The 23547-nt window shown below is 63.8% G+C and carries 20 protein-coding genes; 5 read left to right on the top strand and 15 right to left on the bottom strand.

Annotation, left to right across the window (positions count from 1 at the left end; translation table 11 throughout):
- On the bottom strand, nt 1-279 hold a 279-nt coding region (locus EN850_RS36820; protein WP_246689150.1), incomplete at its 3' end, for a hypothetical protein.
- 224 nt (nt 280-503) lie between these two features.
- Here EN850_RS36820 and EN850_RS05625 point away from each other — a divergent pair.
- Nucleotides 504-2480 carry a M23 family metallopeptidase gene (locus tag EN850_RS05625; protein WP_189524521.1) on the top strand — a complete coding sequence of 659 codons (1977 nt, stop codon included), beginning with the start codon at nt 504-506 and terminating at the stop codon, nt 2478-2480.
- 3 nt (nt 2481-2483) lie between these two features.
- Here the strand turns inward: EN850_RS05625 and EN850_RS05620 are convergent, their stop codons facing one another.
- The gene (locus EN850_RS05620) at nt 2484-4049 is read right to left on the bottom strand and encodes an MFS transporter (RefSeq protein ID WP_136090807.1); all 1566 of its coding nucleotides are present in this window, start codon (nt 4047-4049) and stop codon (nt 2484-2486) included.
- A gap of 160 nt (nt 4050-4209) precedes the next feature.
- On the opposite strand from EN850_RS05620, the gene EN850_RS05615 reads away from it, so the two are divergent.
- Nucleotides 4210-4842: a TMEM175 family protein gene (locus EN850_RS05615; RefSeq protein ID WP_127872297.1), complete on the top strand. Its 633-nt coding sequence runs from the start codon at nt 4210-4212 to the stop codon at nt 4840-4842.
- Here EN850_RS05615 and EN850_RS05610 read toward each other — a convergent pair.
- The 8 genes from EN850_RS05610 to EN850_RS05575 form a co-directional block, all read right to left on the bottom strand.
- The gene (locus tag EN850_RS05610) at nt 4816-6336 is read right to left on the bottom strand and encodes a L,D-transpeptidase family protein (protein ID WP_136090806.1); all 1521 of its coding nucleotides are present in this window, start codon (nt 6334-6336) and stop codon (nt 4816-4818) included. The two genes, EN850_RS05615 and EN850_RS05610, sit on opposite strands and share 27 nt — an antisense overlap.
- Before the next feature lie 150 nt (nt 6337-6486).
- On the bottom strand, nt 6487-6852 hold the full coding sequence (locus EN850_RS05605; RefSeq protein WP_136090805.1) for an MmcQ/YjbR family DNA-binding protein: 366 nt from the start codon (nt 6850-6852) through the stop codon (nt 6487-6489).
- A 59-nt stretch (nt 6853-6911) separates the two neighbouring features.
- Nucleotides 6912-9518 carry an ATP-dependent chaperone ClpB gene (clpB, locus tag EN850_RS05600; protein ID WP_136090804.1) on the bottom strand — a complete coding sequence of 869 codons (2607 nt, stop codon included), beginning with the start codon at nt 9516-9518 and terminating at the stop codon, nt 6912-6914.
- 220 nt (nt 9519-9738) lie between these two features.
- Complete coding sequence (locus tag EN850_RS05595) at nt 9739-10734, bottom strand: DUF4167 domain-containing protein (RefSeq protein ID WP_136090803.1); 996 nt, start codon at nt 10732-10734, stop codon at nt 9739-9741.
- A gap of 301 nt (nt 10735-11035) precedes the next feature.
- A complete protein-coding gene (prmC, locus tag EN850_RS05590) occupies nt 11036-11914 on the bottom strand; it encodes a peptide chain release factor N(5)-glutamine methyltransferase (protein WP_136090802.1) in 879 nt (292 codons plus the stop codon).
- On the bottom strand, nt 11907-12986 hold the full coding sequence (gene prfA / locus EN850_RS05585) for a peptide chain release factor 1 (RefSeq protein WP_135914934.1): 1080 nt from the start codon (nt 12984-12986) through the stop codon (nt 11907-11909). The genes prmC and prfA overlap by 8 nt, the downstream gene beginning before the upstream one ends.
- Nucleotides 12987-12996: 10 nt before the next feature.
- On the bottom strand, nt 12997-15267 hold the full coding sequence (gene ptsP / locus EN850_RS05580) for a phosphoenolpyruvate--protein phosphotransferase (RefSeq protein ID WP_127278444.1): 2271 nt from the start codon (nt 15265-15267) through the stop codon (nt 12997-12999).
- 81 nt (nt 15268-15348) lie between these two features.
- On the bottom strand, nt 15349-16602 hold the full coding sequence (locus EN850_RS05575) for an aspartate kinase (protein ID WP_127278445.1): 1254 nt from the start codon (nt 16600-16602) through the stop codon (nt 15349-15351).
- A 233-nt stretch (nt 16603-16835) separates the two neighbouring features.
- Between EN850_RS05575 and EN850_RS05570 the strand changes: the two genes are divergently transcribed.
- Nucleotides 16836-18674, top strand: coding sequence for a CHASE3 domain-containing protein (locus tag EN850_RS05570; protein ID WP_136090993.1), 1839 nt, complete (start codon nt 16836-16838; stop codon nt 18672-18674).
- 101 nt (nt 18675-18775) lie between these two features.
- On the top strand, nt 18776-19525 hold the full coding sequence (ubiG, locus tag EN850_RS05565) for a bifunctional 2-polyprenyl-6-hydroxyphenol methylase/3-demethylubiquinol 3-O-methyltransferase UbiG (RefSeq protein ID WP_127278446.1): 750 nt from the start codon (nt 18776-18778) through the stop codon (nt 19523-19525).
- 69 nt (nt 19526-19594) lie between these two features.
- Here ubiG and EN850_RS05560 read toward each other — a convergent pair whose 3' ends face one another.
- On the bottom strand, nt 19595-20509 hold the full coding sequence (locus EN850_RS05560; RefSeq protein WP_136090801.1) for a DMT family transporter: 915 nt from the start codon (nt 20507-20509) through the stop codon (nt 19595-19597).
- A 96-nt stretch (nt 20510-20605) separates the two neighbouring features.
- Between EN850_RS05560 and EN850_RS05555 the strand changes: the two genes are divergently transcribed.
- A complete protein-coding gene (locus EN850_RS05555; protein WP_136090800.1) occupies nt 20606-21091 on the top strand; it encodes a MarR family transcriptional regulator in 486 nt (161 codons plus the stop codon).
- 4 nt (nt 21092-21095) lie between these two features.
- On the opposite strand, the gene EN850_RS05550 is transcribed toward EN850_RS05555, so the two are convergent.
- Genes EN850_RS05550 through EN850_RS05535 form a run of 4 tightly spaced genes read right to left on the bottom strand, consistent with a single transcriptional unit; the run spans nt 21096 to nt 23501 of the window.
- Entirely contained in the window at nt 21096-21521 is a 426-nt protein-coding gene (locus EN850_RS05550; protein ID WP_127280367.1) for a DUF1178 family protein, read from the bottom strand.
- The gene (locus tag EN850_RS05545; RefSeq protein WP_136090799.1) at nt 21518-22384 is read right to left on the bottom strand and encodes a carbon-nitrogen hydrolase family protein; all 867 of its coding nucleotides are present in this window, start codon (nt 22382-22384) and stop codon (nt 21518-21520) included. The genes EN850_RS05550 and EN850_RS05545 overlap by 4 nt, the downstream gene beginning before the upstream one ends.
- Nucleotides 22385-22393: 9 nt before the next feature.
- On the bottom strand, nt 22394-22663 hold the full coding sequence (grxC, locus tag EN850_RS05540) for a glutaredoxin 3 (RefSeq protein WP_127280365.1): 270 nt from the start codon (nt 22661-22663) through the stop codon (nt 22394-22396).
- A gap of 25 nt (nt 22664-22688) precedes the next feature.
- Nucleotides 22689-23501, bottom strand: a complete 813-nt coding sequence (locus tag EN850_RS05535) for a ComF family protein (protein ID WP_136090798.1) — start codon at nt 23499-23501, stop codon at nt 22689-22691.
- Nucleotides 23502-23547 lie beyond the last annotated feature (46 nt).

The following is a 23547-nucleotide window of genomic DNA, read 5'->3' as shown; positions in this document are numbered from 1 at the left end:
CTCTTGAATTTCGCTGAGGGCAGTCTTAGAAGCAAACTTCTTCGTCGCCAGCGGCGCACCGCCCTCGTTCGTGAGGCGTATATAGTCGCCACCTACCAAAACTGTCAACACACCTTCGCAAAGTTTTTGAACTTTTTGCGACAGAAATTTTGGGCACGCTTTGTGGATAGCCGACTGCCCCAGGGGAACAGGGGATAACAGGAGGCCACGGCCACGAAGGAGCCCTATTGCCGCCGCATTGCCGTTCGACACCAAGGCCAACAAGAGAGGCGCAATCACAGCCTTGCAATGGCCTCTTTATTGAGCCTCGAAGGGGCGCGCGCGGGAGTCTTATGAATGAAGGCACGCCGCCCGCTTTTCGGAGCGCTCTATAAGAGAAGTGCACGAGGGGAATTCGACAGGGGCCCGAGGCTTCGTTGACTTAACCTGCCGTGACAGGCAAATGTCATGGCCACAACAAAAGCGACAAGCCGTCCCGCCTGGGGAAGAAGCAGCCTTTCTGGATGCCAGATACGGAAGATGTCATAGCCGAACTCGGCAATGAGCCGCCGCTTATCGCGGATGGCCGCAGCGGCCCGCCCGATCGGCGTGAGGTTTCCGCGCGCTGGCTGTCGGGAACATTCCTCACCGGCGTGACCTCGAGCGTGCTGATGGGCGTGGCGCTGTTTGCCGCCCTAGACGGGCGCCAGCAACTGGCGACCCCACCAGAGATCGCCGAACTGATTGGCCTCGCCAGCAATGGCGATTCCGGCGAAGTGGCCAAGACCACCAGACTGGTGGCGCCGCGCCAGATTGCCAAGGCCAAGGACCGTCGTCGCATGGAAGTGTCGATGGTCACCAAGGTCGGCGACCGCGATGTCATCCACACCATGCCTTTCGTGCAGATCAAGATGGCGCTCGCCGCCGGCCACACCACCAGCCGGCCCTACCCGCCCTTCGACCCGATGCAGGTGTTCGGCAACGATAGCGACGACGGCGCCGCCGCACAGCCGGCGGCGGCGGCCTCCGCCGCTTCCGGCCAGATCTACGGCGCCAAGGTCGAAAGCGAGATGAGCCTGAAGACCGTCGATTTCCCGATCGAGACGGCCTCCTTCGACGAAAAGGGCGACCTTTCCGCCGACGAAGTTGAAAAAGTCGTGCGCGAAGCCGGCACCGACCTCAGCGACGGCGCCGTGCAGGTCGCTTCGCTCCATTATGTCGACCCGCAACGCTTCGGCGATGCCTTTGCCGAAAGCATGGCCGGCTCCTACGACGTCAAGATCGTCCCCGAAAACGTCTCCGTGGCGCCGCGCGCCAACGCTGACGACCAGGCGCCGGCTTTCGCCGAAGAAATCATCCCTTTCACCAAAGACACGGACCTCACCGAGGCCTTTGCCGATTCGGGCTACACGGGCGACGATGCCACCGGCATGGCCGAAGCGATTGCCAAGCTGCTCAACGCCCCGGCGCTCAAGGCCGGAACCGTGTTGCGCGTCGGTCTCGAGGTCCATGGCGACGCCGCCAAGGTGGTTCGCACCAGCGTCTACGACAAGGCCACGCACATCGTCACCATCGCGCTCGACGATCGCGGTCAGTATGTGCCCGCGCAGGAGCCGGAACCCAATCCCGAATTGCTGACGGCGTTCGATGACTCGTCGGCTCCGGTGGTGGTGCGCGGCAACCTGCCGAACATTTATGACGGCATCTATCGGACCGCCTACTCCTACGGCATGTCCAAGGCGATGACTCAGCGGCTGATCAAGCTGCTTGCGTCCGATGTCGACTTCCAGTCGCGGCTCAATCCCGCCGATCGCCTCGAAGTGCTGTTCTCGCAGCCCGATGGAGATGACCAGACCTCCGACAATTCCGAGCTCCTCTATGTCTCGGCGACGTTCGGCGGAACGACACGCAATTTCTACCGTTTTCAAATGCAGGACGGCAGCACGGATTATTTCGACGAGAATGGCAGCAGCGCCCAGCAGTTCCTGCTGCGCAACCCACTGCCCAACGGCAGATTTACCTCCGGATTTGGCGCTCGCAAGCACCCGATCCTTGGCTATGTCCGCATGCACACCGGCACGGACTGGGCAGCGCCCATCGGAACGCCGATCATCGCAGCGGGCAATGGCGTCATCGAGAAGGCCGGCTGGGCCGGCGGCTATGGCAAGCAGATCATCATCCGCCACGCCAATGGCTACGAGACCTCCTACAATCACCAGAGCGCCTTCGCCAAGGGCATCACTGAGGGCGTACGCGTCCGCCAGGGCCAGGTTATCGGCTATCTCGGTCAGACTGGCCTGTCCACCGGACCACATCTTCACTACGAGTTGATCGTCAACGGCACCAAGGTCGATTCAATGCGTGTGCGCTTGCCGGTCGGCAAGGTGCTGAAGGGCGACGACCTCGTCGCCTTCAAGCGCGAGCGTGAACGCATCGACGATCTCCTGAAGCAGGAAGACGGCAACTCGCTGAAGGTCGCCAGCGCCAAGATCGAAGGCTGAGTCTTAGCCTTCGTCCTGCCGAGGCTCGGCGCGCCGCGGCCACGGCAGCGCCTCGCCGGAAATCGTCATCCACGCGATGATAGCGGAAAGCAGGCATAGCAGCGCCGTCACCAAGGAGACGGCGGAAAAAGCGGCGTCGCTGGCGGCGATTCTTGCAGCATCGAGTGCCGGCGAAAGTCCCGTTGGCGGCGGTTCCCCGAAGCCAGGCACGCCGGGCGCGGCGTTTCCCTCCAGGGCATTGGCGTAGATCCAGGCAGCAAGCGACCCCATCGCCGCCACCGCGATCAGACCGCCGATGCGTGAGACGGCGTTGTTGATGCCGGAAGCCGCGCCGGTGTCCTTGTCTTCCACCGCCGTCATGATCGCGGTCGACAATGGCGACACGACCAACGCCATGCCGAGTCCCATCAGCGCCATCAACGGGAAGATGCCAGTCCAGAAATGGTGAAAGCCGGCATGGGTGAGCAAGGCCAGCCCGGCGAAGGCAATCGCCACGATCAGACTGCCGCAGGCAATTGGAAGACGTGGCCCGATCCGGTCCGAGAGCTTGCCGACGGGTCCTGACAAAAGCGCGATCGCTGCGGACAGCGGCAGGAAGATGAAGCCGACCTCGGCCGTGCTCAGCCCCCAGCCGGCGATCAGCAGCATCGGCAGGTAAAAAAGATTGGCCGACAGCGCGAAATAGAGGAAGAAAGTCGCGGCATTGGCGCCGGCGAAAGCACCGATGCGAAACAGGCTGAGGTCGATCATCGGCTCGCGCTGCCGCCGCTCGAACAGGATGAAGACAACAAGCAGCACGGCGCCGGCGGCAATGCTTGGACCGGCCATGTGGCTCTCGCCGCTGGCGCTCATTGAAGTCAGCCCATAAGCGAGCGCGCCGAAGGCCAGCGTCGCAAGCGCACCACCGGCAAGGTCAAGGCTGCGTTTCTGCGTTGGCGCATCGGCGGGAATCTTGGCGAGCAGCAGATAGATCGAGATCAGGCCGAGTGGCAGGTTGACGGCAAAGATCGCCCGCCAGATGCCATCGCCGAAAGCCGACAGCACCAGGCCGCCGAGCACGGGGCCGAGAGCGGTGGTCAGCGCCGAGGCCGCCGCCCAGATGCCGATCGCGCGGCCGCGTTCCTTCTTCGGATAGGCCTTGGCGATGATGGCGAGACTGCCCGGCACCATGATCGCGGCACCAATCCCCTGGAGAGCGCGAAACGCGATCAGCACGACTGCGTTCGGCGCCAGCGCACAGGCAAGCGAGGCCGCGATGAATAGCGCGATGCCGGCCACGAACGCACGGCGAAGCCCGAACCGGTCGCCCGCGGCACCGCCGGCGAGGATCAGCGCCGAGAGCGTCAGCGCATAGGCATTGGAGATCCACTGCGCCTCGGCAAGGCTGGCGCCGAGGTTGACGCGGATCGCCGGCATGGCGATCGCCAGGATCGACCCGTCGATGAAGCCGAGCGCCGAGGCCAGGATCGCCGCGACCAGCACATAACGCCGCTGCGATTGCGGGCAGAACGTGCCATTCGCGACCGGAGCGGTCAGCGGAACGGCGGCGGCTTCATTGGGTGAATGCATGCCGCTCTGATTAGACCGGCGGCGCACCGGCAACAACCAGCCAGAGACTGGTTGCCCTTGAAACCAGCCATATTGCCATTGCCAGGGATCGCATCTGCCCCGATGCAAACCGCGGCAGTCATGCTAGGTTTTTCCCAACAGCCGGGGGCAGGAGAATTCGATGAAGCGTCCACTCGAAGCCTCCGTTGAGGGGCGCGGCCGTATTGTCGGTATCACCGATGGCGTGTTCGCCATCGCGCTTACCCTGATCGTGCTCGAGATCAGGGTGCCGGTGCATGAGGCGATTCATTCCGAACACGATCTGCTTGTCACCATCGCCGCACTGGCGCCCCGCTTTCTGACCTATGCCTTAAGCTTCCTGACCCTGACCATCTTCTGGTTCGGCCAGCAGGCGCAGCATGGTTTGATCGCCAAATCCGACAGGCGGCTGGCCACGCTGAACCTGTGCTTTCTCGCCTTCATCGCGCTCTTGCCGTTCTCGACCGACTTGCTGGCTGATTTCCTCGAATTCAAGACCGCGGTGCTGGTCTACTGGGTCAACCTGCTGATGCTCGGCGTCACGCTGTTCGCCAGCTGGCGCTACGCGGATAAGAACGGCTTTGTCGCGGAAGATGTTGACGCGCAGACGAGGCGCACGGTCTATCTGCGCATCGTCAAGGCCCAGATCCTGTGGGCGGTCGGCGGCGCACTCTGCCTGATCAGCCCGCTGCTAAGCGTCGGCTTCATTCTGGTCGTGCAGTTGATCTATGCCGCGGCGCCACGCGGCTCATTGCTGCGCAACGTCATCGGCTGAAGGTCCGCCAAGGAATTCCACGGTAACGCCTGGCGACACCAGCTTGGCGAGCTCGCGCGCGTCCCAGTTCGTCAGGCGCACGCAGCCATGGCTTTCGGTCTTGCCTATCTTCGACGGCTCGGGCGTTCCGTGGATGCCGTAGGTCGGTTTGTCCAAGGCGATCCAGACCGACCCGACAGGTCCGTTGGGGCCTGGCGGAACGGTAAGAATCTTGTCGTTCTCGCCTTGCTTGAAATTGATGTTCGGATTGTAGGTGTAGTTCGGGTCGAGCGCGATGCGCGACACGGCGTGGATGCCGGTGGGCGACGGCGTGTCCGCCGAGCCGATGGTGGCCGGATAGGCTGCTACCAGCTTGCCGCCACCATCGTAGGCGTACACCTCTTTCTTGGTCTTGTCGGCGACGATGCGCACGACCGGCGTAGACACCAGCTTGCCGAAATTGGCGACCTTGATGATCGTGCCGGGGCGGTTGAAGTCGAGGCCCTTGTTGATCGACTTCAGATAGTTCTCGTCCATGTGGAAGCGCTCCGCCAGCGCCTCGGTGACAGAGGTGTAGCACATGCAGTTGAGCTGCGCCTTCTGACTGTAGTCTTCCGGGATGGAGGCGACATACGGCCCGGCTGCGTCCTCCGCCGTGATGGTGTAGTTGGCGAAGGCATCGCCGCCGGATTGCGAGAGTGCTGACTGGATGCCGACCGCATCGGTCGATTTGAGGTTGCTGCCGTTGATCTCGTTGTAGGCGGCGAGCGCCTTGTCGACATTCGAGCCGAAGCGCCCGTCGATGACGCCAGGCGAAGCACCGCCACGGTCGAGCAGCACCTGCAGCGCTGCCACATCCTGGCGTGCGCCCAGCGAAAGCGACGGGTCGACCGACGTCTTGCTGCCAGCGTTTGGCGGCAATGCCGCCTGGTCGGAGGGCGCCTGTTCCGTCGGATCTGCCGGCTGGAGAGGGTCTATCGACGCCTCGTTCAGCGGTTGGCGCTTGATGGTGCCCGGCTCTGCCGGCTGCGGCGCATCGGGATAATTGTTATCGTAATTGCCTTCGTCCTGCGGTGCCGGCGGATAGGCATCGACTGAATTGCTTCCGTCAGGGTCGTATTCGTCGGCTGGTGGCGGGATGACCCGGCCCTCTTCTTCCAGTTGCTTGCGGCGGAAGCGTGCCATGTCCTGGGGATCGTCGAGATAGTAGCGATCATCGTCGGCGGGGGCACGGCCGAGTTCTCGCATCCGCGTCTCGCGGCGCAGCGCCCGCCGGTCGAGCCTGGTCTGCGGCGGCTGGATGGCGATCACCTTGCCGGTATCGGCATCGACGATGACGCGGTTGCCCCTGGCATCGTAATAAATGTCGAGACTGCCGTCCTGGGCGAGCAGAATGCCGCCACTCTCGGCCGCGCGAACACGCTGGGCCGCGCCGTCATGCGTCGGCGCCGCGAACGCGTTGGAAAACACCAGTCCCGCAGCAAGCGCCGAAAGGGTGAAGATAGTGCGCAGCATAGTAGCGAAACTCTCCGGTCCGTATGTGCCGCCGCCCGGCATTGTGCAGTTCGGCGAACCCCTTCGCCAGCAAACCAGTTACCCACCATATGGTTCCATCATGAACCGGGCATGAAGATGGCGGTCTTCCGACGCCTCGAGGAATATTAGCTAGCCCACGCCAAGCCCCAATTCCTTGCGCGCCTGCTTCGTCAGCTTCAGAGCAACCAGGCGATGACTCTCGCGCAAATAGTCCTTCAGCGCACCATCATCCATGCTCTGGCTTGTCTGACGCTGGATCCACGTCATGCCGCGGGAGGCAAGATAGGGCGCGGGGCGCAGGCCGGGCTGCTCCTTGAGCACGTCATAGGCAACATCGGAGCATTTGAAGGTGACGAAAAGCTGCTCACCCTGATCCCAGCCACCGATCGCAAACACCTTGGTCCCAACCTTCCAGACATGGGCGCCGCCCCATTGCACCACGTGGATCGTTGCCGGCAGCGAGCCGCAGAAGCCGTTGTAGTCGTCCAGCGTCATCCGGCCCCCCCATGATATATGAAGACGCCGCGCGCCCATACTGGACACGCGGCGTTGGATCAGGCCGCCGCCTCGGCGGCGACGATCGTCGGCCTGGAGCGGAAATTCAGCCGGTCGGAACCGGCCGTAACCTTGACCGTCGAGCCGTCGAGAATCTCACCAAGCAGGATCTTTTCCGCCAGCGGATCCTGCAGCTCCTTCTGCATCACGCGCTTCAGCGGCCTGGCACCATAAGCGGGGTCGTAACCCTTGGCCGCCAGCCACTCGACCGCCTCGGGATCCAGCGACAGCGTGATCTTGCGATCGGTCAGCAAGCTCTCCAGCCGCTTGAGCTGGATTTCGACGATGCGGTCCATGTCCTTGCGGCGCAGCCGGTGGAACAGGATCACCTCGTCGACACGATTGAGGAACTCGGGCCGGAACGATGCCCTCACCACGCCCATCACCTCGTCCCGTACGGCATCGACATCCTGGTCCTCGCCGAGATTGACCAGATATTCCGCGCCGAGATTCGACGTCATGATGATCAGCGTGTTGCGGAAATCGACGGTACGCCCCTGCCCGTCGGTGAGCCGGCCGTCATCGAGCACCTGCAAAAGCACGTTGAAGACATCGGGATGCGCCTTCTCGATCTCGTCGAACAGCACGACCTGATAGGGCCGGCGCCGCACCGCTTCGGTCAGCGCGCCGCCTTCCTCATAACCGACATAGCCGGGCGGCGCGCCGATCAGCCGGGCGACGGAGTGCTTCTCCATGTACTCGGACATGTCGAGGCGCACCAGCGCCGTTTCATCGTCAAACAGGAAGTTGGCCAAAGCCTTGGTGAGCTCGGTCTTGCCGACGCCGGTCGGGCCAAGGAACATGAACGAGCCGATAGGCCGGTTCGGATCCTGCAGGCCTGCACGCGCGCGCCGCACCGCCTTGGAAACGGCTTGCACCGCCTCGCCCTGGCCGACAACACGCTTGCCGATCTCGTCTTCCATGCGCAACAGCTTGTCGCGCTCGCCCTGGAGCATCTTGTCGACCGGAATTCCGGTCCAGCGCGACACGATATGGGCGACGTGGTCGGGCGTGACCACTTCCTCGACCATGCCGGCCTTGCCGTCCTGGGCTTCGGCCTCCTTCAGCTTCTTTTCCAACTCGGGGATCTTGCCATAGGCAAGCTCCCCGGCGCGCTGGAACTCACCCTTGCGCTGGGCAATGGCAAGGTCGTTGCGCGCCTCGTCGAGCTGCTTCTTCAGATCGGCGGCAAGCCCAAGCTTCTGCTTCTCGGCCTGCCACTTCGAAGTAATCTCGCTCGATTCCTCCTCAAGGCCGACAAGTTCCTTTTCCAGGCGGGCGAGCCGGTCCTTCGAGGCTTCGTCCGTCTCGACCTTCAGCGCCTCGCGTTCGATCTTGAGCTGCATGATGCGGCGGTCGATCTCATCCAGCGCCTCAGGCTTGGAATCGACCTGCATCCTGAGCCGCGAGGCGGCTTCGTCGACCAGGTCGATCGCCTTGTCCGGCAGGAAGCGGTCGGCGATGTAGCGGTTGGACAGCGTCGCCGCCGCCACCAGCGCCGAATCGGAGATACGCACCTTGTGGTGCTGCTCATATTTCTCCTTCAGGCCGCGCAGGATCGAAACCGTGTCCTCCACCGTCGGCTCGTCGACGAAGACGGGCTGGAAACGGCGGGCAAGGGCTGGATCCTTTTCGACATGCTTGCGGTATTCATCGAGCGTGGTCGCGCCGACGCAGTGCAGTTCGCCGCGCGCCAGCGCCGGCTTCAGCAGGTTCGACGCATCCATGGCGCCATCGGCCTTGCCGGCGCCGACCAGCGTGTGCATCTCGTCGATGAACAGGATGATATTGCCACTGGCCGAGGTGACTTCGGAGAGCACTGCCTTCAGCCGCTCCTCGAACTCGCCGCGATATTTGGCGCCGGCAATCAACGCGCCCATGTCGAGCGCCATCAACTGCTTGTCCTTCAGCGATTCCGGCACGTCGCCATTGACGATGCGCAACGCCAAGCCTTCGGCGATCGCCGTCTTGCCGACGCCCGGCTCGCCGATCAGCACCGGGTTGTTCTTGGTGCGGCGTGACAGCACCTGGATGGTGCGGCGGATCTCGTCGTCGCGGCCGATGACCGGATCGAGCTTGCCCGCGCGTGCGTCGGCGGTCAGATCGCGCGCGTACTTCTTCAACGCGTCATAGCCCTGTTCGGCACTGGCCGAATCGGCGGTGCGCCCCTTGCGGACGTCGTTTATGACCTGGTTCAGCGCCTGCGCGGTGACGCCGGCCTTGGCCAGGATTTCGGCCGTCTTTGCCGATTTCTCCATGGTAAGCGCCTGCAGCAGCCGCTCGACGGTGACAAAACTGTCACCGGCCTTCTTGGCCAGGTCCTCGGCGGTCGAGAACACCTTGGCCAGCGGCTGAGCCAGATAGAGCTGGCCATTGCCACCCTCCACCTTGGGCATCGCCTCGAGCGCCGTCTCGACGCCGAGCTTGACGTCGCGGACATTGCCGCCGGCACGCTCGATCAGCGACGCGGCCAAGCCCTCGTCATCGTCGACGAGGACATTCAGAATGTGTTCGGGGGTGAATTGCTGATGGTTGCGGGAGAGCGCCATCGTCTGCGCGGACTGGATAAAGCCGCGCACGCGCTCTGAGTATTTCTCAAGGTTCATATCTGTCTCCTTCCATCACCAGCCCGCTTTGCGGCACAGGATCAGATTGCGGTGACGGACCCGCCCATTCGAGCCGGATCCCGTTCAGCCGAGATATGGTGCATGGGGCATGCTGTCTCAAGACGCATTGATGTCTGTCAATCGATAATATTCCACGTCAGCCCAAACGAAAACGGCGGGGATTTCTCCCCGCCGTTCAATGTCTTGCGGTGCCGTTCGATCAGTTGTCGATGTCGGTGATCACGGGTTCGGCGCTGCCGCCGTCGACCGGAGCCGCGGCCGTCTCGCCCGCATCCGCATTGTCGCCGCCACCCTCGACCTGGTCGGGATTGGTGCGCGGACGGCGCGGACGCCGTGGGCGGCGAGCAGCACCGCTCTCGGCCGCCTCGTTGAGTTCGGCTTGAGCGGCCAGACCTGCCGGTGAGAAATTCTCGAACCGTGGAGCCGGCTCGGCTGCCGCCACGGTCTCGGACGGCGAAGCGGGCTCTGCCTGCACTTCAGTCTGTCCCGAGGCCTCGTTGCGCTGCTGCTGGCCGCCTTGTTCGGCCGAAGCATAGTCGCGCTGGCCGTTCTGGCCGTAGCCGCCGTTAGGGCGACGATCGCGATGGCGCCCGCCATTGTTGTTGTCGCGGCCGCTGTTGTTGCGCCCGCCATTGTCACGCCCGCCATTGTCGCGCCCGCTATTGTCACGATTGTCGCGACCGTCCCGGTTTAGCGCAACCTCGGCCGGCATGCCCTCGATCACCGGCTGCGGGCCAGCGCCGTGGTTGACCACGGGAATCTGTGGATCGGAACCAGCATTGCCGGTGCTATTGGACGCCCCACTGTTGCCGGCCCCGCTGTTGCCAGCATTGTCGAACTCGTCGCGATCCTCGTCGCCGTCCTCGTCGAACTCGTCGCGGTTCTGCTGGACGTTCTGGATCGGCATCTGTGCCTGCGCGGCGGCAATGATGCGATTGTAGTGCTCGGCGTGCTGGAGATAGTTCTCCGCCATGACCCGGTCGCCGGAACTTTGCGCATCGCGGGCCAAGGTGGCGTATTTTTCGGCGATCTGCTGAGCCGAGCCACGGATCTTCACGTCCGGGCCGTTGCTCTCGTAGTTGCGCGTCAGGGGATTTGGTCCCTTGCGGTTGTTGTTATTGTTATTGTTATTGCCACCGCCGCCGCCATTGTTGTTGCGACCGCGCATGCGCCTGTTCTGCTGTTGTGGCCTCATTAGACTCTCTTCATAGTGAAATTTCGAAAAACTCTTCACGAACGGAGGCGCTCATGCGGCCAGCCGTTTCGTTTCTTCACCGGCGTTCGCCCGCATCGATTGCGTTGGCGCCACGTGCCATCCTGTTCCGGTTACATCACTTGCCGGACGATTCCCGCACGAAGCTTGGGCGTCGTTTGCGCAAGAAGGCAGCTATTTCCAAGGAAACCGAATCGCTAAGAGCACTGCCTGCTTCGTCTCATCCGGTAAGGCGACCCTAGCTGCATTCCCCGGCATTGCCAAGCGGTTTTTTCGCACTGCGTCAAGGTGTTGCGCGTTGAAAAACAAGAACCCTGTCGTTTCCGCCGAGATCGCTAAACAGCTCGCCGCCCGCGTAACCCTCCGCGCCAAATATATCGTTGACGTCGTTGCTTTGCGTGTGGCCGATCTCGACCGCAATCCTGCCTTCGGCTTCCAGAAACCTTGCCGCCTCGGCGGCGATGATCCTGTAGGGGTTCAACCCATCCACGCCGCCATCCAAGGCCAGGCGCGGGTCGAAATCGCGGACTTCGTCCTGCAGATTTCCAATGTCTTGCGAAGGTATATAGGGAGGGTTTGCGGCAATTACATGGTATCGGCCGGAAACTTTTTCGAACCAGTCCGACTGAACCGTCGTGAACCGGCCGCCGAGCCCGAACTGCACGGCATTGCAGGCCGCCATTGCCAGCGCGCCGGCGGAAATGTCGACTCCGGTGGCGGTCGCCGCCGGCACGACGCTCAGCAGCGCCAAGGCGATGGCGCCCGTGCCGGTGCCGAGGTCGAGGATGCGGCATACCCCCTCCCGTGCGGCCACCGCCTTGACGAAGGGCAGCACCGCCTCGACCAGTGTTTCGGTGTCCGGCCGCGGTTCCAGCGTCTCCGGTGACAGCATCAGGCGCAAACCGTAGAATTCGCGATAGCCCAGGATGCGATGCACCGGCTCGCCACCGGCTCGCCGTCTCAGAGCGTCATCGATCGCGGCGATGGCGTTTGCTTCGATCATGCGTTCGGGGTCGGCGATGGCCTGCGTACGCGTCGTGCCGGAATAGTGCTCGACGATCAGCCGCGCATCGAGCGCGGGATCATCGACACCGGCCGCGGCAAGCCTGGCCCGCGCTTTCCGCAGCAGCGGCCCCAGCGCCTCGGGCGAATGCTCAGCCATCGAGGCCGATATCGGCCAGCAGCTTCGATTGGTGATCGGCGATCAGCGCCTCGACGATTTCGTCGAGTTCACCCATCATCACCCGGTCGAGCTTGTAGAGCGTCAGGTTGATGCGGTGGTCGGTGACGCGGCCTTGCGGAAAATTGTAGGTGCGGATGCGCTCCGAGCGGTCACCGGAGCCGACCTGCGACTTGCGCGATTCGGAACGCTCCTCATCCGCCTTGCTGCGCTCCATGTCATAGAGCCGGGCCCGCAGGATCTGCATGGCCTTGGCCCGATTCTGGTGCTGCGACTTCTCCGCCTGCACCACCATGATACCGGTCGGCAGATGGGTGATGCGGACCGCCGAATCGGTGGTGTTGACGTGCTGGCCGCCGGAGCCCGAGGCACGCATCGTGTCGATGCGGATGTCCTCGGCCCTGATGTCGATGTCGACCTCTTCCGCTTCCGGCAGCACGGCGACGGTGGCGGCGGACGTGTGGATGCGCCCGCTGGCCTCGGTTGCAGGCACACGCTGGACGCGATGCACCCCGGACTCGAATTTCAGATGGGCGAACACACCCTTGCCCGAGATCGTGGCGATGATTTCCTTGAAGCCGCCGGCATCGCCGTCGCTCGCCGATACCGTTTCGAACCGCCAGCCGCGTTCGGCGGCGTAGCGCTCATACATGCGAAACAGGTCGCCGGCGAAGAGCGCCGCCTCATCGCCACCGGTGCCGGCGCGGATTTCGAGGATGGCGTTCTTGTCGTCGGCGGCATCCCTGGGCAGAAGCAGGATCTGGATGTCCTTCTGCAGCGCCTCGATGCGATCTTCCACTCCAGGCAGATCGGCTTCGGCGAGCGCCCGCATCTCGGCGTCTGTGCCCTTGTCGGCGAGCATCGCTTCGAGGTCGGCCTGCTCATGCTCGGCCGAGCGCAATTCCCTGACCTTGGCCACCATGTCCTGCAACTCGGCATATTCCGATGCCATCTTCACATAGGCATCCGGCGCCGGTCCGGCCGACATCTGCGCTTCGAGCATCTCGAAACGCTTAACGACTTGATCCATACGATCGCGGGGCAAATTGACCATGATGCGGGTGCTACAACGGGATCGAGCGGTCGTCGGCGAAGGCCTGCAGCAACGCCCGCATCGGCAGCCCTTGCGCCGGCGCCATCAGATTGTCGTCGAAGAAAGCCTTCAGCTCCTCCAGCGGCAGCTCCGTCAGCATCGCCTTGACCGGGCCGATCGAGGCTGGCGACATCGAGATCGAGCGGAAACCGAGGCCGATCAGCGCCATCGCCGAGATCGGCTTGCCGGCGAGTTCACCGCACAGGGTGACGGGCGTATGATTGCGTGCGCCGGCGTCGGCGATCTGCTTGAGCACGCGCAGGAATGGCGCCGAGAGCGTGTCGAAGCGATTGGCCAGTTGCGTATTGCCGCGGTCGACCGCCATGACGAACTGGAACAGGTCGTTCGACCCGACCGAGACGAAGTCGACCGCCTTCATTAGTTCGTCGAGCTGGAACAGAAGCGACGGCACTTCCAGCATGGCGCCCAGCTTGAGACTGGTCGGCAGGTGGTGGGCGAAGCGTGAGAGATGCCGCACCTCGCGGTCGATGATTTCGCGCGCCTGGGCGATTTCGCCAAGCTCGGTCACCATCGGCAGCATCAACTTGAGTTCACGCCCGCCACTGGCCTTGAGCAAGGCGCGGATCTGGGTGCGCAGCAAGCCGGGCCGGTCAAGCGTCAGCCGGATGGCCCGCCAGCCGAGCGCGGGGTTCTCCTCCTGGATCGCGCCCTTGAAATAGGGCAGCACCTTGTCGCCACCAATATCGATGGTGCGGAAGGTGACAGGCTTGCCACGCGCCGCCTCTAACACGTCGCGGTATAGTTTCTCCTGGGCCTCGGCGCGCGGAAAGGTCGAGGCGACCATGAACTGCAGTTCGGTGCGGAACAGGCCGATGCCGGCGGCGCCCGCCTCGGCGAGCTGCGGCAGATCGACGGCAAGCCCGGCATTCATCAAGAGATCGACCTGGACACCGTCCCTGGTCGTCGACGGCTTCTTGCGCAGTTCACGGTAGACTTCCTGCCGACGCGCCCGGAACCGCACCTTTTCGGCATAGGCGGCTTCGAGATCGGACTGCGGCCGCAGATGGATCGCGCCTTCCTCGCCGTCGACGATGATGGGGTCGCCGTTTTCCGCCATGGAAACGGCGCCCTTCATCTGGCCGGCGACCGGAATACCCATGGCGCGCGCGACGATGACGACGTGGCTGGTCGCCGCGCCATCCTCGAGCACCAGGCCACGCAGCTTGTCACGCGGATAGTCGAGCAGTTCGGCAGCGCCCATCGAGCGGGCGACGATGATGGCGTCCTTCGGCAGCGAGGCCGCGACATCTTCCGGTCCACGCCCCATCAGCTGGCGCAGCAGCCGGTTGGCGAGATCGTCGAAATCGCTCATCCGCTCGCGCAGGTAGGGATCGGTCATGTGCAGCATGCGGGCACGCATGTCGCTCTGCACCTTTTCCACCGCCGCTTCCGCTGTCAGGCCGTTGCGGATCGCCTCTTCCAGCCGGCGTACCCAACCGCGGTCATTGGCGAACATGCGATAGGCTTCCAGCACCTGGCGATGCTCGCCCTCGAAGGCGACATCGCGGCGCTCCAGCATGTCGTCGATCGAGAGCCTGAGCGAACCGAGCGAGGCTTCGAGCCGGCGGACCTCTTCCTCGCTGTCCTCGTTGAACAGATTGGTGACGACGATGCGCGGCTCGTGCAGCACGACATGGCCAAGCCCGACGCCGTCGTTGAAGGACAGGCCGGTGAAGCTGACGGGCCGGCGCAGGTCGAGTTCGAGGCCCGGCCGGGTCAGCCGCGCCAGATCGCCGGTGGCGATCATCTCGGCGATGACCATGGCGGTGGTTTCCAGCGCCTCGACCTCGTCGTCGCGGTAGTGGCGCATGGTCTTGTTCTGGACAACCAGGACGCCGAGCGTACGCCCTGCCCTAAGCACCGGGACGCCGAGGAAGGAATTGTAGATCTCCTCCCCGGTCTCCGGCAGGTAGGCGAAGGCCGGATGTTCCTGTGCGTTGGACAGGTTGAGTGGCCTGGCACTCGCCGCGATCGTACCAACCAGGCCTTGTCCCAGCCGCAGTTGCGCCAGGTGGACAGCGTTCGGGTTCAGGCCTTCGGTGGCGTAGAGTTCGAGCACCGAATCGGCGCGCAGCACATAGAGCGAGCACACTTCGGCGACCATGTTGGAGGCGATGTCGCGCACGATGCGGTCAAGCCGCTCCTGCGGCTCCAGCGGCTCCTGCATGAGCTCGCGGAGCCGTTTCAGCAAAACGCGCGGGCCGCTGGCCTGGTCACGCATCGCGGCTTCTTCTCCAATGAAACACTTGCCGCCGCAGTTTCCGCCGCGGCCGGCATGCGCGCAACAACTGATTCAGTCTTGCTACTGCTTATCCAGACCGTAGACGGAATGCAAAGTGCGAACCGCCAGTTCGGTATAAGGACCGTCGATCAGTATCGAAATCTTGATCTCGGAGGTGGTGATGGCGCGGATGTTGATCGCCTTGTCGGCCAGCGCCTTGAAGGCGGTGGCGGCAACACCCGCATGGCTCCTCATGCCGATGCCGATGACCGAAACCTTCGACATGCCGGCTTCCGACTGCACGACATCGTAGCCGATCTCGGCCTTCAGCCGGTCGAGCACGGCCAGCGCCTTGTCGACATCGCCCGACGGCACGGTGAAGGTCATGTCGGTCAGCTTGCCGTCCTCGGAGATGTTCTGGACGATCATGTCGACATTGATGTTGGCCTCGGCCAGCGGGCCGAAGATGCCGGCGGCGACGCCTGGCCGGTCGCCGACACGGCGCAGCGAAATCTGCGCCTCGTCCTTGGCGTAGGCAATTCCGGTGACGACCTGCTGTTCCACGATCTCTTCCTCGTCGCAAATGAGCGTTCCCGGAGGATTGAGCAAATCCCCCATTCCGGGCGCATCGGGATCGTCGAAGGACGACCGCACGAAGGTACGCACCCTGTGCACCATGGCAAGCTCGACCGAACGCACCTGTAGAACCTTGGCGCCGAGCGAGGCCATTTCAAGCATTTCCTCGAAGGAGATCTTGGCCAGCCGGCGCGCCTTCGGCTCGATGCGCGGGTCGGTGGTGTAGACCCCGTCGACGTCGGTGTAGATGTCGCAGCGGTCAGCCTTGACCGCGGCGGCGATCGCCACGGCGCTGGTGTCGGAGCCGCCGCGGCCAAGCGTTGCGATGCGGTTGTCCGGTCCGATGCCCTGGAAGCCGGCGACGACCGCCACCTGCCCCTCGCCGAAGCGCTTGACCAGGAAGGCGCCGTCGATGTCGAGGATGCGCGCCGCGCCATGCGCGTTGTCGGTCTTGATCGGGATCTGCCAGCCCTGCCAGGAACGCGCGTGCACGCCCATGTTCTGCAAGGTGATGGCAAGCAGGCCGGCCGTGACCTGTTCGCCGGAAGCGACGACCGCGTCATATTCGCGTGCGTCGTGCATTGGCGAGGCCTCGCGCGTCCAGCCGACCAGTTCATTGGTCTTGCCGGCCATCGCCGAAACCACCACCGCCACCTCGTGGCCGGCATCGACTTCGCGTTTGACGTGACGCGCCACGTTGCGGATGCGGGCGATGTCGGCGACGGAGGTTCCGCCGAATTTCATCACGATACGCGCCATGGAAGCGAAATGCCTTTGACTGGAGCCGGCCCGGAGCCGAAAACGGAAGAAAAGCGCCCGGCTGGCGCCGGCTGCTGGATGCGCGGCCTCCTTAGCCAAATGAGGAAGGTTTCGCAAGGCTGACCGCAGCAACACGGAATATTGCCTTCCAGGCCGGCGCCGCTTACCAAATGCTGCTTGCGGGGAATTCCTTTGGTTCGGCATAACTGATGATTGCTCGTCTTCGGCGCGCCATGCGATTGCAACCGCTCCCGATTGTCGCCGGCTTCGCCGCGCTGGCGCTGATCGTCGGCGCCCGAGCCGTGCTCGTCGAGAGCCAAAGGGCCAATCGTGCCGCCGCGCGCGAAACAATCGAATACCAGGAGCAGCTTTCCGGGCTGCTTTCACTGGCGCAAGACGCCGAGGGTAGTCAGCGCGGCTACCTGTTGACCGGTGAAAAATCCTATCTGGAGCCTTATCGGAAGGCCGTCGAGGCAATTCCGGGACAATTGGCGCGGATCGAGAGCGCGGCCACTCCCGACGACCAGATCGTCCAGCAGATCAGCCACATCAAGGAAGCGCTTTCGCAAGAGCAGGCTGAGTTGTCCCAGACGATCGCCCTCTATGATCGAGGCGATGCGGCAAAGGCCCTGCAACTGGTCCGCAGCGGCCAGGGCAAGGCGGCCATGGACGAAATCCGGGCCAGCATGGACACGATCCGGCGTATTGGCGCCGCCGCCGTGGCCGCGCGAGACGAGCAAACCGACCGGGTCGAGGCCTGGTTGCGCATCGGCTCGCTGGCTGCGTTGCTGGCGATTTTCCTGCTTGGCGTCTGCACCATCCGTCAATCCCGCCGCCGCTTCCGCGATGTGCTCGTCGTCCAGGAAGAGCTGATGCGCAAGAACATCGAGCTCGGCAACGAGATCCAGACGCGGGAAAATGCCGAATCCCAGATGCGCCAGATGCAGAAGATGGAAGCCGTCGGGCAGTTGACCGGTGGGATCGCTCACGACTTCAACAACATGCTGGCGGTCATCCTCAGCGCGATGAACCTTGCCCAGCGCAAGCTGAAACGGGGCGAACATGACATTGAAAAGCTTGTCGAGGCCGCGACGGACGCGGCCAGCCGTGCCGCCAATCTGACCTCCCGCTTGCTTGCCTTCTCCCGCCTGCAGCCTTTGGCGCCGCAGGTTGTCGCCACCAACCGGCTGTTGACCGGCATGTCCGATCTTCTGCGCCGGGCCCTGGGTGAAGGCATCCGCATCGAAACCGTGCTGGCGGGTGGCCTGTGGAAAATCCACGCCGATCCCAACCAGCTCGAGAACGCGATCCTCAATCTGGCCGTCAATGCCCGCGATGCCATGGATAATGACGGCAAGCTGACCATCGAGACCGTCAACAGCCACCTCGACGAGGCTTATGCATCGACGCATGCCGAGCTCGCGCCTGGCCAATATGTGATGATCGCGGTAACCGACACCGGTGCGGGCATGTCGCCCGAGGTCATCGCCAAGGCCTTCGAGCCCTTCTTCACGACGAAGCCGGCCAACAAGGGCACGGGACTTGGGCTGAGCCAGGTGTTCGGCTTCGTCAAACAGTCGGGCGGTCACGTCAAGATCTACTCCGAGCCCGGCGAAGGCACGACGATCAAGATCTATCTGCCCCGGTTTTTCGGACCAGAGGAGCCGGCATCGCCCACCGGGCGCGGCAAGAGCGCCGCCAAAGTCACCGAGACGATCCTCGTCGTCGAGGACGACGCCCGCGTGCGGGCTGCCACGACCGACGTCATGCGCGAACTCGGCTACACCGTCATCCATGCGGCAGGTGGACCGGAGGCCCTTGAGAAGCTCGCCGCGACACCCGGCATCGCCCTGCTTTTCACCGACATCGTCATGCCGGTGATGAATGGTCGCAAGCTCGCCGAAGAAGCGCTCGCGCGCCAGCCCGGATTGAAAGTCGTCTTCACCACCGGCTTCACCAGGAACGCCGTGGTCCACAACGGCGTGCTCGACCATGACGTGCACTTCCTGGCCAAGCCGTTCACCATCGAGCAGCTGGCGGCCAAGCTGCGCGACGTGCTGGACTCGAAATAGGCTGGCCTTTCGTCGGCCAGTCACTTTGTCAGCATTGAAAATTGTTGCCTTGACATTCGATGCCTCACGCCCGACTTCGTAGCGTCCGAGGAGACCAACCTATGCCTGAGCCCCGACGATCGACGATCGATGCCGGAGAAGTGGAACGCTTTTCCGCCCTTGCCGCCGAATGGTGGAACCCGAACGGCAAGTTTCGTCCGCTGCACAAATTCAATCCGGTCCGGCTTTCCTATATCCGCGACCAGATCGCGGCGCGCTTCGGTCGCGACCCGCGCGCGGCGCGGCCGTTCGAAGGCCTGCGTATCCTCGACATTGGCTGCGGCGGTGGCCTTTTGTGCGAGCCGATGGCGCGGCTCGGCGCCGAGGTGATCGGAGCGGACGCCTCCGAAACGAACATCGAAGTGGCGAAACTGCATGCCGCCGAGGGCAATGTGAGCATCGACTATCGCGCCACGACGGCGGAAGATCTCGCCGAGGCCGGCGAAAAATTCGATGTCGTCCTCAACATGGAAGTGGTCGAACATGTCGCCGACATCGACCTGTTCGTCGCCAAATGCGGCGAGATGGTCAAGCCCGGCGGCATCATGTTCGTGGCCACCATCAACCGCACGCTGAAGGCGCTCGGCCTCGCCATCATCGGCGCCGAGTATGTGTTGCGCTGGCTGCCGCGCGGCACTCATCAGTTCGGCAAGCTGGTGCGCCCGGAGGAGCTGGAAAAGGCGCTGGACGGCGCCGGCCTGACCATCATCGACCGCACCGGCGTCACCTACAATCCGCTTGCCGACCGCTGGGCGCGGTCGAAGGACATGGACGTCAACTACATGGTGCTGGCGGAAAAGGGATCGGTCTGATCAGCCAAATCCTCAGCCTCAGCCGCCGCCGATACCCACTGCCGGAGCCGGCGGCGGGGCTAAAGAAACTTAGGCGGCCTGGCTCTGCGCCCTCGTAGCGGTCTGGCTCTGCGCCTTGGTGGTGATGAACACGCCGGCGGTGATGATGACCGCGCCGACCCAGGTCAGCAGTTGATAGTGCTCGCCAAGGAAGATCGTACCGGCAAACAGCCCGACGGCCGCAGCGACATAGCCGATCTGGCTGAGATAGACCGGACCGCCCACCGCCTGCAGCCGGAAGAAGAAAGCAAACATCGCCGATGCCGAGGCCATCTGTGCCACGAGGATGAGCGGCACGGTGCCGAGCTGGGCGAAGGCCTTGCCTCCAAGCAAGGTCAGGATGCCGACGAGCAGCATCGCCGCGGACGCCAGATGGCTGCCGACCGCGAGTTCGATAGGACCGGTTCCTTCCGGCCAGTCGATGGTGCGATAGATGTTGCCGGCGGCAAGGCTGACGGGAATGAGCAGGCCCATGATGACCCAGAAGACATCGGCCGGCTGGCCGGCCTCGCCACGCGTCACCGCCACCATGACCGCGCCGACGAAACCGACGGCGATGCCTGATATGCCCAGCATGTTGGGCCGCCGCACGCCGAGCAGGATCGACAACACCAGCGTGACGACGGGCGACAGCGTGAACATGATGCCGGTGTAGCCGGCGCCCAGATGCGGTATGGCCGAGAACATCAAAAGGTTTGGCACGGCATAAGACACTGCGGCGGTGACGAAGAAATAGCGAAGCTTGTGCGCCGTGAGCCGGATGCGCTGGCCGCGCAGCAGCAATACGACGAGAAGCACGCCGCCGGCGCCGAGCGAGATGACGAAGGCCCAGACCATGGCCGGCACGCCGGCCGCCGTGGCGAGCTTGCCGAAAGGCAGCGTCAGGCCAAGCAGCCCCCCGGTGACGATCAGCAGGCCGAGCGCCGAATCCCAGAGAAGTTTCATGATCGATCCCTGTCCGCACGGCCCTTGGCCGGCATTGCATCTTGGGATAAGATAATGGAAAGATTCTTAACGTCAAGATACATTACGGTGAGATAGATGGACCGTGCAGGGAAAGCCATCGAGCAGTGGAAGTGGGAGCGGCCGGACCTAGACGTATCACCGATGGCCGTGATCGGGCGCTTGAATGAGGTCTCCTCGCTGATCGCCCGCGACCGCCTTGCGCCGCTCTTTGCCCGTTTCGGATTGCAGGCGGGAGAGTTCGATGTGCTGGCGACGCTGCGCCGCTCAGGCTCGCCTTACGCGCTGACGCCGACGGCGCTTTACGAGGCGACGATGGTGACCTCCGGGGCCATGACCAACAGACTGGATCGGCTCGAAACATCCGGCCTGATCCAGCGCGCGCCACACCCCAACGACCGGCGCGGCATCATCGTGCGGCTGAGCGACAAGGGCCTTGCGCTGATCGACGAGGCTGTCACCGCCCATGTGGCGAACGAGCATCAGATCCTGTCCGGCCTGACGCTGACCGAAAGAGAAACACTTTCGCGTCTGCTGGAAAAACTGATCAGCAGCGTGAGCTAAGTGCTCAGTTCCGGTCGTCCGGAAACACTGGAATCGGCATGAAATCGACGCCGTCCTCGGCAAGGCCCTTGGCCTCTTCCAGCGTCGCCTCGCCATAGATGCCGCGCGCATCGGTTTCGCCGAAGTGGATCTTTCGCGCTTCCTCGGCGAACTTGTCGCCGACATAGTCGGCGTTCTCGCGCACTTTCTCGGCCATCGCCTTCAGTTGCGCCAGCGCCTGCTTCTGCGCCTCGCCCATGGCAAGCGCTATGGTTTCCTGCTTGCGGGCCGTGGACACGGCGGGCGCCATCAGCGCTTTCTCGACCTTGTGCGAACCGCAGCTGGGGCAATCGACGAAGCCGCGCTTCTTCTGGGTGTCGAAATCGTCATTGCTGCGAAACCAGCCCTCGAACTCGTGCTCGTTTTCGCAGATCAGGGAAAAGCGGATCAAGAGGCGGCACCCCTGAGACGTGGCGCGTCAACCTCGCCGGCATTGATTGTGAAATCCCGCGCATTCTTCAAATTGGGGATCTTCTTGCGCGCCGCAAGCGATTGCGCCGGGTCGATCTCGGCGACGATCACCCCAGGCTCGTCATGCGCGGCTTCCGCGATGATGCGGCCCCAGGGATCGACGATCAGAGAATGCCCATAGGTCTCGCGGCCATCCTCGTGCAGGCCACCTTGCGCGGCGGCAACGACGAAGGCGCCGTTCTCGATGGCGCGTGCCCTGAGCAACACGTGCCAATGCGCCTCGCCGGTCTGGCGGGTGAAGGCGGCAGGCACGGAAAGCAGGTCGGCGCCGGCCATCGCCTCGGCGCGGAACAGTTGCGGAAAGCGCAGGTCGTAGCAGACGGCGAAGCCGAGCTTCGCGCCGCCGACCCCGGTGACGACGGCCTCCGTGCCAGGCTCGTAGGCGGCCGATTCACGCCAGCTCTCGCCATTGTCGAGATCGACGTCGAACATGTGGATCTTGTCGTAGCTGGCGAGCGTCACGCCATCGGGGCCGAACAGGAGCGCGCGGTTGGCGAGCTTGCCGTCGGCGCGCAGGATAGCGGTCGAGCCGATATGCAGGAACACGCCGAGTTCGCGCGCCAGCCTGCGCGCGGTCGCGACGATGATGTCCTTGTCTTCGGAGGTGAAGGAAGCGGCGCGCGCTTGCCTGTCGCGGATCAGCGCTCCGGTCATTTCCGGCGTCTGGATGTAGGTTGCGCCTTGGGCCGCGGCCTCACGCACCAATCGTTCGAGATCGACCGCATTGCGCTCGGGGCTCTCGCCTGAACGCATCTGGATTGCCGCTGCCTTGAAAACACCCATTGTCACACCTCAAATCGACGAGCCGTTGGCGAGCAGTTTGTCCAGTCGACCCTCCGCCTCCAGATCATGGAGGTCGTCGCAACCGCCGACATGCGTGTCGCCGATGAAAATCTGCGGAAAGGTGGTGCGCCCGTGGGCGCGCGACATCATTTCCTGGCGCAGCTCCGGCGAAAACGAGGCGTCGTGCTCGGTATAGGCGACACCCTTGCGCTCCAGCAGCCGCTTGGCCGCCGTGCAGTAGCCGCACATCATGCGCGTATAGATCGTGACATCGACCATGACGAATTCCGTTTCCGTTGCCGACTTATATAGTCGTGGACTCGTCCGCCCGGAAGTCCCCAGGCAACACGCGGGCAAAGGTCAGCACGTCGACGGCGGCAGCGCCTCCCTTTTTCAGCGCCTTGGTGGCGGCACGCACGGTGGCGCCGGTGGTGTAGACATCATCGATCAGAAGCACCCTGCGGCCTGCAATCTCAATCTCCGCCTCGGCGGGCACGCGAAAGGCGGCGCGCACGTTCTCCTCGCGCTCCTGCCGCTCCAGCCCGACCTGCTGGCGGGTGAGTTTGACACGACGCATGGCGGAAGGCGCGAAAGACAGCCCGCTGAGCTCGCAAACCGAGCGCGCCAGTTCCGCCGACTGGTTGAACCGCCGCCTGAAAAAACGGCGCCAATGCAGCGGCACAGGCACCACCACATCCGCGTCGGCGATAAGGTCGGCGCCCACGCGAACCATCCAGCGCGCCATCCAGGGAGCGAGATCGGTGCGGTCCTGGTATTTCAGCCCTTGCACCATCTGGCGGGCCACGCCGGAATAGGCGACCGCTGCCCGCGCCCGTTCGAAGGGCGGCGGATCGGCGATCGCCTCCGCCGACAGAAAACCATCCCCCATGTGATGGGTGAACGGCGTGCCCATCACCGGGCACCAGGGCCGCTCCAACAGCCGCAGCTTCGGCCAGCAGGCGCCGCACAGCACACCGGGCTGCGAGACTTGCCGGCGGCAACCGGCGCAGACCGGCGGAAACAGGATGCGCGCCGGCCAGCCCAGAGCCGACCAGGCTGCCGACCCGGCCAGCTTCCTGATCTCGTCGGACTTGATCTTGGGCATCGGATCGGCCACGTGGTTGGTTTCTCGTCGCCCACCATACGAACCATATCAGGGCGCG

It is taken from the genome of Mesorhizobium sp. M8A.F.Ca.ET.207.01.1.1, from assembly GCF_004794715.1.
Classification (GTDB): domain Bacteria; phylum Pseudomonadota; class Alphaproteobacteria; order Rhizobiales; family Rhizobiaceae; genus Mesorhizobium.
The sequence above is the reverse complement of the archived record's forward strand: the minus strand, read 5'-3'. Positions and strand labels throughout refer to the sequence as shown.